Origin of the sequence: Synechococcus sp. CCAP 1479/9 (genome assembly GCF_019038535.1) — a bacterium.
In the GTDB taxonomy this organism is placed as follows: domain Bacteria; phylum Cyanobacteriota; class Cyanobacteriia; order PCC-6307; family Cyanobiaceae; genus Cyanobium.
In genome coordinates, this window is sequence record NZ_JAFKRK010000003.1 from 21,728 (window position 1) to 33,858 (window position 12,131).

Annotated in this window: 13 protein-coding genes; 8 read left to right on the forward strand and 5 right to left on the reverse strand. The window is 69.7% G+C overall.

Annotated elements, in window-relative coordinates; genetic code table 11:
* Window positions 1–12: 12 nt before the first annotated feature.
* The 3 genes from KUG38_RS01100 to KUG38_RS01110 all read right to left on the reverse strand — a co-directional run bounded on the left by KUG38_RS01100 (window position 13) and on the right by KUG38_RS01110 (window position 3,180).
* A complete protein-coding gene (locus KUG38_RS01100; RefSeq protein ID WP_216918661.1) occupies window positions 13–660 on the reverse strand; it encodes a thermonuclease family protein in 648 nt (215 codons plus the stop codon).
* Between the two features lie 28 nt (window positions 661–688).
* Window positions 689–2,068, reverse strand: a complete 1,380-nt coding sequence (locus tag KUG38_RS01105; protein WP_216918662.1) for a nicotinate phosphoribosyltransferase — start codon at window positions 2,066–2,068, stop codon at window positions 689–691.
* A 95-nt stretch (window positions 2,069–2,163) separates the two neighbouring features.
* Window positions 2,164–3,180 (reverse strand): bifunctional nicotinamide-nucleotide adenylyltransferase/Nudix hydroxylase, encoded by a 1,017-nt coding sequence (locus KUG38_RS01110; RefSeq protein ID WP_216918663.1) that lies wholly within the window; start codon window positions 3,178–3,180, stop codon window positions 2,164–2,166.
* Between the two features lie 226 nt (window positions 3,181–3,406).
* On the opposite strand from KUG38_RS01110, the gene KUG38_RS01115 reads away from it, so the two are divergent.
* The 3 genes from KUG38_RS01115 to KUG38_RS01125 are packed head-to-tail and all read left to right on the forward strand — an operon-like array spanning window position 3,407 to window position 5,999.
* On the forward strand, window positions 3,407–4,255 hold the full coding sequence (locus tag KUG38_RS01115) for a hypothetical protein (RefSeq protein WP_216918664.1): 849 nt from the start codon (window positions 3,407–3,409) through the stop codon (window positions 4,253–4,255).
* A gap of 56 nt (window positions 4,256–4,311) precedes the next feature.
* Window positions 4,312–5,451 (forward strand): phosphotransferase enzyme family protein, encoded by a 1,140-nt coding sequence (locus tag KUG38_RS01120; RefSeq protein ID WP_216918665.1) that lies wholly within the window; start codon window positions 4,312–4,314, stop codon window positions 5,449–5,451.
* Window positions 5,451–5,999, forward strand: a complete 549-nt coding sequence (locus KUG38_RS01125) for a DOMON-like domain-containing protein (protein WP_216918666.1) — start codon at window positions 5,451–5,453, stop codon at window positions 5,997–5,999. Before KUG38_RS01120 ends, KUG38_RS01125 begins: the two co-directional genes overlap by 1 nt.
* 16 nt (window positions 6,000–6,015) lie before the next feature.
* On the opposite strand, the gene lipA is transcribed toward KUG38_RS01125, so the two are convergent.
* Both lipA and recR read right to left on the reverse strand, forming a co-directional pair.
* A complete protein-coding gene (lipA, locus tag KUG38_RS01130) occupies window positions 6,016–6,939 on the reverse strand; it encodes a lipoyl synthase (protein ID WP_216918667.1) in 924 nt (307 codons plus the stop codon).
* A gap of 37 nt (window positions 6,940–6,976) precedes the next feature.
* On the reverse strand, window positions 6,977–7,546 hold the full coding sequence (recR, locus tag KUG38_RS01135; protein WP_502988670.1) for a recombination mediator RecR: 570 nt from the start codon (window positions 7,544–7,546) through the stop codon (window positions 6,977–6,979).
* Between the two features lie 139 nt (window positions 7,547–7,685).
* On the opposite strand from recR, the gene psbP reads away from it, so the two are divergent.
* From psbP to KUG38_RS01160, 5 genes are all read left to right on the forward strand, one after another.
* On the forward strand, window positions 7,686–8,282 hold the full coding sequence (psbP, locus tag KUG38_RS01140) for a photosystem II reaction center PsbP (RefSeq protein ID WP_286195488.1): 597 nt from the start codon (window positions 7,686–7,688) through the stop codon (window positions 8,280–8,282).
* Between the two features lie 2 nt (window positions 8,283–8,284).
* The gene (locus KUG38_RS01145; RefSeq protein ID WP_216918668.1) at window positions 8,285–9,349 is read left to right on the forward strand and encodes an NAD(P)/FAD-dependent oxidoreductase; all 1,065 of its coding nucleotides are present in this window, start codon (window positions 8,285–8,287) and stop codon (window positions 9,347–9,349) included.
* Window positions 9,350–9,495: 146 nt separating this feature from the next.
* A complete protein-coding gene (locus tag KUG38_RS01150) occupies window positions 9,496–10,740 on the forward strand; it encodes an NHLP bacteriocin system secretion protein (RefSeq protein WP_216918669.1) in 1,245 nt (414 codons plus the stop codon).
* A 28-nt stretch (window positions 10,741–10,768) separates the two neighbouring features.
* A complete protein-coding gene (locus KUG38_RS01155; protein WP_216918670.1) occupies window positions 10,769–10,960 on the forward strand; it encodes a hypothetical protein in 192 nt (63 codons plus the stop codon).
* A 209-nt stretch (window positions 10,961–11,169) separates the two neighbouring features.
* A complete protein-coding gene (locus tag KUG38_RS01160) occupies window positions 11,170–12,117 on the forward strand; it encodes an ABC transporter substrate-binding protein (protein ID WP_286195489.1) in 948 nt (315 codons plus the stop codon).
* Window positions 12,118–12,131: the final 14 nt, after the last annotated feature.

Sequence of the window (12,131 nt, forward strand, 5' to 3'; positions counted from 1 at the left end):
GGCCCCTGAACCCTAAGGGCGCAGGCTTTCGGAGGCCTCCCCGTCGCCATCGGAGTCCAGGTAGCTGTGGCCCTGGCGCAGCAGCTCCTGGGCCCTGGCATGGGAGCCGATCTGGCTGCAGAAGTGGCGGCGGCCGTCGGGGGTGGTGCCATCGGGGATCCGGGCGGAACGTCGGCCGCGCCGGAAGTCCCAGGGCCGGGTGATCCCACCCGGCACCCGCCAGACGCCGAGCCCCCGGCGGCTGGCCCGTTCCTCGGCCTCCAGGTAGGCCGCCCCGTCGCAGCCTGCGAGATAGCGCCGGTAGGCGAAGGCCAGGCCGTCCTCCACCAGGGTCAGGTTGATGTTGGTGTCACGGATCACCTCGGCCACCGTGCGCCCGAAGCGGTCGGTGCTGTGGGGTTGGATCGTCACCGGCCGCCCGACGGCCAGGCGCATCAGCAGGGCCTGGCGCGCCTGCTGGCCCCAGGGGCTCTGGGCCGTTTCGGGGGCATCGATGCAGGCCAGGCGGATCGTGATCCGCTCCTGGCCGCGGCGCACCCGCAGGGTGTCGCCATCGCCGACCGAGACCACGGTGGCCTGGAAAGCCGGTGCCGCTGCTGCGGGCCCGGCCTGCAGCAGGGCCAGCAGCATCAGCAGCGACGGCAACCGGTGGCCGGGCATGGCGCCGGGGGGCAGGGAGGGCGGGCCCTCAGCCTTGCATCGCCCGGGAGCGCACCTCCTCGAGGCTGCAGCGCCGCCGCAGCGCCCCGTTCTCGAAAACGGTCTGCAGGCAGCTGGCCGGATGGGGCTCCGGTCGCTCCAGCACCACCGTCCGGTAGCCCCGTTCGTCGCGGATCAGGTCGAGCACGCCGGCCTTGCTGGTCTTGGCGGGATCGGTGATGGGGCATTTGTGCACCGGCCGGATCCGGCCGGCCCGCTCCACCCACGACACCTTGTAGGCGAAGCGTTGGCTGTCCCGGTTCACCTGCTGCAGCAGGCCCCCACCCATGCCGAAGGCGACGTTCTCGAGGCTGAAGCCCGCCGCCAGGATCGCCTCGATCACCAGCGGCAGGCTGGTGGCGGTGATGCCGTCCCCCTGGATCACCCGCACGTGCTCCAGCACCCGGTAGCCCTTGCCGTTGAGCCGGCTGCCGAAACGGGCCTCCAGGCGCCGCAGCAGCTCGGGCACGATCGCCACCGGATCGCCCGAATCGGGACGGATCACCACGGTGGCGCCCGAGGCGATCACCTGCTCCCGCAGCTGCTCGCCCCAGAGGTGGTCGACGGCGTTCCAGAGGTCGTAGGCATCGGAGACCACCGCCAGCACGGCACCGGGCCTGGCGAAGCGGTCGAGCATGGTCCGGTAGGCCTCCAGCTCGTGCTCCTGCCCCCAGGCCAGGATCGTGGAGTGCTCGGCTGCCGGAATCGAGAGGCCGGCCATCGGGCAGTCGTAGTGGCGCCGGCCCGCCACGAGGGCGGCGACGGTGTCGGTGCCGCGGAAGGCCACCAGGTGGGCCAGGCCCCCGATGGCGGCGCTGGCGTGGCTCGAGACGCCGCGGGAGCCGAAGTCGTGCAGGCGGAAGGGGAGTTCGGCGGCTGGGTCGTCGGCGGAGCGCTCCAGGGCTTCCCGCAGAAGCTCCCGGAAGTGCCAGCTGCGGGTGGCCACGGTGGTGGGATACCAGAGGCGCAGCAGCAGGGTCTCCACCCAGGTGACCAGCCAGGCCAGGGCCGGATCGGTGGATTCCACCGTCATCAGCGCGTTGCCGGTGGGCACCCGGCTGCCCTCGGGGACGGCCCGGATGCGCAGGGGCAGCCGGCCGCCGTGGACGCTCAGCAGGCGCTGCCAGCCCTGGTGGTTGAAGGGCAGGCCGTGGGCGCTCCAGAGTTCAGCGGCCTCCTCCACATCGCCCCGGGTGACGGGCCGCTCCAGGGTGTCCTGCAGCAGCATCTGCAGTCCGAAGAACAGGGTGTCGGGGTTCTCGCCGCCACGGCTTTCCAGGTAGGCCCCCATGGCGGTCAGATCGGGGGGGTACTGGAGCCAGTGGCTGCCCTTGTAGCTGTCGGTGTCGAGCAGAAGATTGAAGTCCATGGTGTGCGCTCCGCACGGGTTGGATGGGTGGCCCCGGCCCGGTCTCCCCGGGCCGCAGGCGTTGATGGGGGGGCCGTCAACGACGGCGCCGCCGCTCAGAGTCGCGAGATGAAGTGCTGGATGATCTGGACGTGGTCCTCGAAGAAGCTGTCTTCGTGGGCGTAGATGTCGGCCAGGGGCATCCAGAAGGCCTTCTCGGCGTCATCGCCGCCGCGGACGGAGGGCAGGGCCCCGCCCTTGAGCTGGATCAGGAAGGCGTGGGTGATCACCCGGCCGCGCTGGGAGCGTCCCGGAGCGTCGAAGACGTGGCGATCGGCGATCGATCCCTCCAGCACGGGCCGGGGCACCTTCAGACCCGTCTCTTCCCGCAGCTCCCGCAGCATTCCATCAACCACCTGCTCCTGCTGGTTGAGGTAGCCCCCCGGCAGGGCAATCAGCCCCTGGCCGGGCCGCACCCGGCGGCGCACCACCAGCACATGGCCCGACTGGACGACCACCGCGTCGGTGGTGACGAAGGTGGGCGGATAGGGCGCCACCGACCACAGCTGGCGGTAGCCGGCGATGTAGTCGGCCTCCTGGCGCAGCCAGCGGTAGCGGCCCGTGTCCCGGTAGTCCGTCAGGAAGGCCCGCACCGCCTCCGGGACGTGGGAGGCCCACTCGGTGGCATCGGTGTCAGAGAAGTAGGCCTGGCGAATGGCCGTGGAGTGGACGTCGCTTTTGAGGGGCACATCCTGGAAGTCCCACTGGGGAAACAGATCGAGGTAGTCACTGCTGTGATCCTTCCGGTGACCGATGAGCAGCACCCGTTCGTCCTCGGCCGTGACGGCGAGCACTTTCTGCTGCACCTCCGCCAGCCAGAGATTGTCGGAGTAGAGATGGTCGCGGATCGGGATCACCTCCAGCCGCCGCTGCCAGGCGGCCGGAAGGGCGGCCCGGATCATGGCCTCCCGTTCCTCGCTGCTCCAGGGGTTGCGGGTGTCCGGGGCACAGCGGTGGCTGCCGAGCAGCAGGATCAGCCGATCGGCCCTGTCCAGGGCCGCTTCGACCAACCCGAAATGCCCCTCATGGAAGGGCTGGAACCGTCCGATGAGGACGGCGACGTCGTGATTCATGGTGAACCTCAGAATCCCTGAGATGAAGCCCGCCTCAGCGGCAGACCCCACCGATCTAGCACGTCCGCGGCGACTGTCAATGGGGACTGTCTACGGGGGGCAACGTCCGGGCGTCACGATCCGCAGGGGCCACCGCAGAGCGGAGATGGTGTGACGTTGCCTGGAGCTGAAGGTCATGGAGGCCGGCCGCCCATAGCCTGAGGTCTGCGGTGTGGCCTGAGGAAGCATGGGACCCTCTCCTTCCGATGAGACCTCCTCTCTGATCAGAAATCTCAGCATCTTCACGGCTTCGGTGGTGTCTCTCTCCGGGGCTTTCCAGGCCTGGAGCTCGATGCAGATCACCCACTCTCTCGAGGAGGCCAGGCGAACGCAGGCCTTCTCCAGGCAGATCCTCGATCAGATGGACAATCTCACGGGCGAGAATGAAACCAAGGGCAAGGTTGCCCTGATTGGCCTCTACATCATTGCGGCCAATGACAAAGACAAGATGAATATCGCCAACATCGCTCTCCAGAGTGGAAAGAACAACCTCAGAGATGCCGCGGCATTCCTGCTGCGGCAGGAATGCAAGGACCTTCCTGAGCAGTCAACCTGCAAGAACGCCCTGGAGATGCTGGCACGTACGGAGGATGGGATCGTGCAGCGCCAGATCCGCAAGGAAGACAAGCTGATCGGCGAATCGCCAGAGGCTCGCCGGCAGGAGGCCGTGGTGAATGTTCAGGTTCAACCCTCGCCCGTGGCCCAGGCTCTCGAGGAGATCACGACGGCCAAGATCGCCGCCTCCGACCTGCAGGGTTGGATCTACATCGGCAAGGCGGATCCCTCCGGCGCCCTTCTCGACGACCGCACCATCAACATCGCCCGGAAGCCCTCCCCCAATGCCGATGTCACCACCATCACGTCGGTGTATCTGCGTTCCCAGGGCACGATCCGCTCGGGTTCGTCCCTCGGCATCATCCCCAGGGGACAGGTTCTGCGGATCTACGCCCTCAGCTCGAGACCGATGGTGGCTGGCACCGAGGCCGTCTGGGCCAAGGTGAAGACCCAGAGGGGCTCCCTCCAGAGCGTCCCCTGACCGAGCTGCCGGGGCGGCATACCATCAACCCCACCTGCGCCACCGCTGAGCGGCCCATGACCCTGGGGGAATCCGACGGCGCCCTGGTCTCCATTGCCGAGGCGTTCGAGCTTCCCGGCCGGATCCGCAGCCTCGATCCTCTGGGCAGCGGCAACGTCAACGAGAGCTTCGTCGTCGTCTGCGACGGCCCGCCCGAGCGGAGGTTCGTCCTGCAACGCCTGAACCGCAGGGTGTTTCCCCGGCCCGATCTGGTGATGGCCAACATCCTCGCCCTCGGGGAGCATGTCGACCGGCGCCTGGCTGAGGGCGACTCCTCCCTGGGGGAGCGGCGCTGGGAGGTCCCCCGGGTGGTGCGTTGCCGCGCCGACCAGCGGCCCTGGGTGGAGCGGGAGGACGGCTTCTGGCGCCTGATCACCTTCGTCGAATCCTCAAGGAGCTTCGATCTGGTGACCAGTGCCGACCAGGCCCGGGAGGTGGGCGTCGGTCTGGGTCTGTTCCACCACCTGATCAGTGATCTGTCTCCGGAGCGGCTGGCCGACACCCTGGAGGGCTTCCACGTCACGCCCAGGTATCTGGAGCAGTACGACGCCGTGCTGGCCGGCGCGCCGGCCGCAGTCGGGGGCGACGTCAGCCATTGCCGGGCCTTCGTGGAGGAGCGCCGGGACTTCGCGCCGGTGCTGGAGGCGGCCAGGGCCAGCGGCCGTCTGCGGCTTCGCCCCATCCACGGGGATCCGAAGATCAGCAACGTGATGCTGGAAGCCGGCTCCGGCCGGGCCGTGGCCCTGGTGGACCTCGACACGGTGAAGCCCGGGCTGATTCATTACGACATCGGTGACTGCCTGCGCTCCTGCTGCAACCCCCTCGGCGAGGAGACGGCGGATCTGGAGGCCGTCCGCTTCGATGTGGACCTCTGCCGTGCGGTGCTGGGCGGCTACCTCTCCGCCGCCTCAGGCTTTCTCACCGAGGCCGACTACGAGCACCTCTACGCCGCGATCCGCCTGATCAGCTTCGAGCTCGGCCTGCGTTTCTTCACCGATCACCTGGCTGGAAACGTCTACTTCCGGACGGAGCGGCCCGACCACAACCTGCAGCGGGCCCTGGTGCAGTTCCGGCTGACGGCCAGCATCGAGGCCCAGGAGCGGACGATCCTCGCGGTGATCGACGACCTCCGGGCCGGCGGCGCCGGCCGCAGCTGATGCCAGGTCCCCTCCGCCACGGCTTCGAGCTCCGCCCCTTCGGTGCCGAGTGCCCCTCGCCGGACCTGCGGCTGCAGGGTGAGGTCTGCCGGGAGGGGGACCTGCTGCGGCTCCGCTACCAGCTGAGCGGCGCGATCGAAACGGTGCAGCTGCCGCCAGCGGTGGCCTCGCCCACACGGCGGGACGGGCTCTGGACCACGACCTGCTTCGAATGCTTCTGGGGCCTCGAGGGGGAGCGGCCCTACTGGGAACTGAACCTGTCCCCGGCGGGCCACTGGAACCTGTACCGGCTGGAGGACTACCGGCTGGGGCTGCGGCCGGAGCCTGGCTTCGACAGCCCCCTGCACCGGGTCAGCCAGGGGGACGGCGTCCTGTCAATGGAGCTGGATCTACCGCTGCCGGCCCCGATTGCCCCCGATGCCCCCCTGCAGGTGGCGATCGCCGCCGTGATCGAGGACCGCCACGGCCAGCTGAGCTACTGGGCCCTGGCCCATCCGGGGGCCGAGCCCGATTTCCACCGCCGGGACGCCTTCCTGCTGCGGTTCTGAGGGCGTCCCGGTGGCTTCAGGCGCCGGGGCCGGAGGCTTCGGCGTGGTAGCTGCTGCGCACCAGGGGGCCGCTGCGCACCTGGGCAAAGCCCAGGCCGCGGGCGATGGCGCCCAGCTCCTCGAACTCCTCCGGCCGCCAGTAGCGGGCCACGGGGATGTGGGCCAGGGAGGGGCGCAGGTACTGGCCCAGGGTGAGCCGCTGGCAACCGGCGGCCCGCAGGTGCTCCAGGGTGGCGACCACCTCGGCGGCGGTCTCCCCGAGGCCCAGCATCAGGCCGGATTTGGTGGGAATCCCCGGCGCCAGTTCCCGGGCCATGGCCAGCAGGTCGAGGGAGCGGCGGTAGGTGGCGCCGCGGCGCACCTCCCCCTGCAGGCGCTCCACCGTCTCGAGGTTGTGGTTGAAGCACACCGGCTCGGCCGCCAGCACCGCGGCCAGCCGTTGCCGCTGGGCCCGGCGGCCCGCTTCGGGGTCGGGGTGTCCGCCCCAGAAGTCGGGCGTCAGCACCTCGATCAGCACCTGGGGATCCCGGCGGCGGATCGCCGCGATGGTGGTGGTGAACAGGCTGGCGCCGTGGTCGGGCAGGTCGTCGCGGGCCACGGCAGTGAGCACCACGTAGCGCAGCCCGAGCGCCTGCACCGCTTCCGCCACCCGCTCCGCTTCACCCGCGTCGAGGGGCACCGGGGCCAGGCCCTTGTCCACCTGGCAGAAGGCGCAGCTGCGGGTGCAGATCGGGCCCCCCAGCAGGAAGGTGGCCGTGCCGGCGGCGTAGCACTCACCCCGGTTGGGACAGCGGCCCTCCTCGCAGATGGTGTGCAGCCGCTGGGCCTTGACCACCCCCTGCACCCGTTCGGTGGCCGAGGCCTCCCCGAGGGGACGACGGATCCAGTCCGGCAGCCGCTCGGCGGGGGGGATGGCGCTGTAGCGGCTGGTGGTGGTCATGGTGTCGCGGTCAGGCTTCGGGGTCAGGCGGTGGGATTCATTCCATGCGCCGGCGTCCTTCGAACGCCCGGGCCAGGGTGACTTCGTCGGCATACTCCAGCTCCCCCCCCACCGGCAGGCCGTAGGCGATGCGGGTGACGCTGGTGAAGGGCTTGAGCAGCCGGGCCAGGTAGAGGCTGGTGGTGTCCCCCTCCACGCTGGGGGTGAGGGCCAGGATCACCTCGATCGCATTCTCCCGGTCGACCCGCTCCACCAAAGGCTGGATCTGCAGCAGCTCCGGACCGATGCCATCCATCGGCGAGATCAGTCCGCCCAGCACGTGGTACTGGCCGTGGAATTCGCGGCTGCGTTCCATCGCCAGCAGGTCGCGGGAGTCGGCCACCACACAGATCTGGCCGTTGCGGCGCTCCTCATTGCGGCAGATTTCGCAGAACTCCTCGGCCGAGAGATGGAAACAGCGCCGGCACTGGCCGACCTGGCTGCGGGCCGCCAGCAGGGCATCGGCGAAGCTGCGGATCTGCTCCTCCGGCTGGCGCAGCAGGTGCAGGGCCAGTCGCTGGGCCGTGCGGGGCCCGATGCCGGGCAGTCGTTCGAACTGGTCGATCAGCCGGGCCAGGGGTCGGGTGAAACCGCTCAGCGGACCGGCTGCAGGTGGGAATGAATCTAGGTGGCCCGCTCGCGGCGGGCGACGGCGCCGGGTGAGGATGGCCCCGGCTCCCGCCAGCTCCCCCGCCCCGCCCCGTGCCATGGGTTTCCCCGCCACCCACCAGCCCGTTGCCCCCGCCGCCGCCGGCCCCTGGCGAGCCCGCGCCGGCTCCCTGCTGGCGGGCCTGCTGCTGACCCTGATGCTGGTGGGCTGCAGCGCCGCCGCCGCGGGCCTGAACTCCTTCCAGAGCCCGGATGGCCGCTACGCCTTCCTGTACCCCACCGGCTGGACCCGGGTGCAGGTCTCCAATGGCCCCCAGGTGGTCTTCCACGACCTGATCAACAGCGACGAGACCCTCAGCCTGGTGGTGTCGGAGGTCACTCCCGACCGGGATCTCAGCCAGCTCGGCAGTGCCGTCGAGGTGGGCGAGACCCTGCGGCGCAGCGTCATCTCACCGGAAGGCAGCGGCCGGGATGCCGAACTGGTGGAGGCGCACCAGCGGGAGCAGGGCGGCCGCACCTACTACGACCTGGAGTACACGGTCCATCTGGCCGATCGGGATCGCCACGAACTCGCCACGGTGGTGGTCGACCGCGGCCGGCTCTACACCTTCGCCGCCAGCACCAACGAAGCCCGCTGGAACAAGGTGAAGGACCTGTTCGCCGTGGTGATCGGCTCCTTCACCCTGCAGATCTGAGCGTGGCCGCCCCCGGCCGGCTGACTGTCATCGGGGGCGGGCTGGCCGGCAGCCTGCTGGCCCTGGAGCTGGCGGAGCGGGGCCTGGCGGTGACCCTGGTGGATGGGGGAGAGGCCACGGCCACGGCCCTCAGCTACGGCGGGGTGGCCTGGTGGGCCGGGGCCCCTGGCCCCCTGGGCCGGCTGCTGCGACAGGCCCCCGCCCGCTGGCGACGGCTGCAGGCGCGCCATGGGCGGCTCGGCTGGCGGGGCTGCGGCCTGCGCCTCCATGGCGGCGGCTGGACCACCCCCCTGCTGCGCCCTCCCTTCGCCCAGGTGGACACCGCCGTGCTGATGGCGGCCCTGCCCAGGGTGCTGGCGGCGGCTGGGGTCGAGCGGCGCCGGGGCAGGGTGGTGGCGCCGCCTCGGCCCCTGGCCGGTGGCTGGCACCTGGAGCTGGAGTCCGGCGGCACCCTGGCGGCAGATCAGGTGGTGCTGGCGGCCGGGGCCGGCTGCCGCACCCTGGCCTCCGGCCTGCCGGAGCGCCATCGCGCCAGCTGGGCCGGGGTGCTGGCCCTGCCGGCGCGCCCGAGCTGTTCACCAGGGTCCTCCAGCCCCTGGCTGGGGCACGCGGCCCGGCGCCGCATCGTGCAGCCGCGCCACTGGCAGCGGCCGTCCCTGGAGGCCCGGGCCCCGGAGCTGGAGGAGGAGGGCTGGATCGTCGATGCCGGTTTCGCCCCCCAGGGGGAAGGGCTGCTGCTGGGGCAGATCAGCCTGGTGCGACCGGGCTTGGACAGCGGCGAGCCGCCCGCGGCGGCCGTGATGGAACGCCGGCTGCGCCAGGCTCTGGCCGGGCTCGATCCGGTTCTGGCCGCCCTGCCGGGCCCCTACCGTCAGGTGCCGGTGGCTTTCTGCAGCGGCGGGCTTCCCCTGGTGGGACCCCTGGGCGGCGCGGCGGGTCTGTGGGTCTTCAGTGGCTTCGGCGGCGCCTTCGCCCAGGTGCCGGTGCTCGCGCCCCTGCTGGCCGATGTGATCGCCGGGGCGGCCGATCCGGGGGTTCTGGCCGGATTCGGCGTCCTGCCGGGCTGACAGGCGGCCTTCCATCCAGCATGCTGGCGGCGATGGCCACGTCCGCTCCCCCGACCGGTGCAGCCCTTCCGCCCGGAGCAGCCCAGTCTCGCCGGCCGGGTGAGGCCCTTCGCCGCCGTTGGAGTGGTCTCAGCGACCGGGGCCAGGTGGGGGCCTGTCTGGTGGCGATGGGCGGGGCCCTCGGGCTCTGGGTGCTGTTCTGGCCCGTGCCCACGGAGGTGATGGGGCAGGGGGTGCTGATCTACCCCGACACCGCCGGCCTGCTGGATGCCCGCGCCGGTGGCCAGGTGCGACGCCTGCGGGTGGCCGTCGGGCAGCCGGTGCGCAAGGGGCAGGTGCTGATGGAGTTGTACCTGCCGGTGCTCGACCGCCAGCTGCAGCAGCAGCGCGGCAACCTGGCCCAGCTGGAGCGCGACAACCGCGACCTCGACCGGCGCGATGCCCTGCGGCTCTCCAGCGAGCGACTCAGCGTCGACACCGCCCTGGCCAAGCTGGCCCAGGACCGGCGCCGCTATGAGGAGCTGGCGGCCACCTACGCGGAGAAGGTGCGCAACCTGCGCTGGCTCAGCAAGCGGGAGGTGGTGGCGCCCCTGGCCTCCGAAGTCGTCGCGGCCGAGCAGGGTCTGACCAGCACCAGCGTCAGTCTCGATGCGGTCAGGATCCAGGAGAAGGACCTGCTGACCCGCTACGAGCAGGTCCGGCTGGACATCCAGACTCAGGCACTGCGGCGTCGTTACCAGATCGACGACATGCGTCGTCAGATCCGGGTCACCGAGGCCCGTCTCGCCTTCGACGGCCAGGTGCTGGCCGACCGGGACGGCACCGTCCTGGACCTGCAGGTGATCCAGGGCCAGACGGTCGCCACCGGTCAGCGCCTCGGAACCCTGGGCCGGGCCGGCGGCGGCGGTGCCGGGGGGCCGCGGCTGCAGGCCGTGGCCTATTTCGCCCCGGCCGATGCCCGTCGACTGCCGGCTGGCCTGCCGGTGGAGGTGGTGCCCCTCTGGGATCAGCGGGGCCGGTTCGGCGGGATCGTCGGCAAGGTGGTCCAGGTGCTGGCCCTGCCGGCCACGGAGGAGGACATCTCCACCACCATCGGCAACCCCCAGCTGGCCCGGGACCTGCTCAAGCACGGACCGGTCATGCGCACGGAGATCGCCCTGGAGCGGGATCCCCGCAGCCGGGACGGCTACCGCTGGACCCTCTCCGGCGGCAGCGGGGTGTTCCCTGTGCGGGAGGGTCTGACGATCGCCGCCCATGCCTACGTGGAGTGGCGCACCCCGATCACCTACGTGATTCCGGGCCTGCGTTCCCTCACCGGTGGCTACCGCAGCCTGCGCATCGATCGCTTCTGGGACCGGCCTTCCCTGCGCCAGAGTGGATCTCCGCCATGAGTGGGCTTCTGCATGGGTGAGCATCACCATGACTGATCGGCGCCGGTGGCAGATCCGCAATCCCCTGCTGCGCCAGGAGCTTCCCTGGCTGGTCAGTGAGGTGGTGCTGCTGGTGGTGCTGTGCAATGCCAACCCCCCGGAACTATGGTTCTGGCTGGTGGTTCTGCTGGTGATCCTTGGCTACAGGATCGAGCGTTGGTATGCCGCACGGCCAGAATGATTTTTTCTCCGGGGCAATACGGCTGGCAGGAGATTAGATTCGGCCGATAAGATGCCGTCGCGGATAAATTTTTCTTCATGTCCGATGTGCCGTTTCCTGTGAGGTGGATAATTCTGCCTATGGATGCTGGCTCCGTGTTGCAACAGAGATCAATGAGAGCGCTGAGGCCACTCAGCACGCGGAGTCGGCCGGCGAGGTTCCTGCTCGGCATGGTCGCCCTGGCCATGATGGTCACGCTGACGAGCTGCTTCGGGCCGTCATCAGTGCCCCTGAGAATTGGCGCCAACCTTTGGACGGGATACGAAACCCTCTTTCTGGCGAGAGATCTGGGAGAACTCAAAGGCAAGCCCATCAGACTGATTGACTTTCCTTCCGGAACCGAGGAAGTCCGGGCCTATCGCAACAATGAGATCGACGGAGCCGGCCTGTCGATTGATCAGGTGATCACCTTGGCCGCCACCCAGGGGGACATCAGGATCATCGCCATCATGGACTACTCCAACGGTGGAGATGTGATCCTCGCCAGGCCTGGCCTGAGGACGATGCGGGACCTCAAGGGAAAGCGAGTCGGCGTGGAGGCCACCGCCCTGGGGGCCTTCTTTCTCGGCAGGGCCCTGGAGCTCAATGGCATGACCCCCCAGGACGTCAAGGTGGTGTCGTTGGAGCTGAGTGATCACGAAGCCGCCTACAAGGCGGGAAGGGTCGATGCGGTGGTGACCTTCGGCCCGGCTCGCATCAATCTGCTCAAGGCCGGGGCCATCCCGTTGTTCGACAGCGCCATGATCCCGGGCGAAATCGTGGACACCCTTGCGGCCAGCACCCAGGCGATCGCCGACAATGCCGAGAACCTGCAGGCCCTTGTGGCGGCAAGGTTCAAGGCCTTGGATTTCTTTGAAAGCAATCCTGCCGAGGCCACGCGGCGCATGGCCAGGCGCACCCAGGTGAAGCCGGAGGAGATGCTGGAGGCTTTCCGGCTCATCCAGCAGCCATCCCTTGAGCAGAATGTGGCGTTGCTGAGTCAGCGGGATCCCTCTCTGGTGATCTCCATGACGAACTTGATCCGGGTCATGCATGAAAATGGGCTGATCACAAAAAAGATCGATCCAGCCACTCTTCTGGATCCACAGTTTGTCGAACGTGTACGGGCTGGACGCTAGGTGGTTGCTTGCCT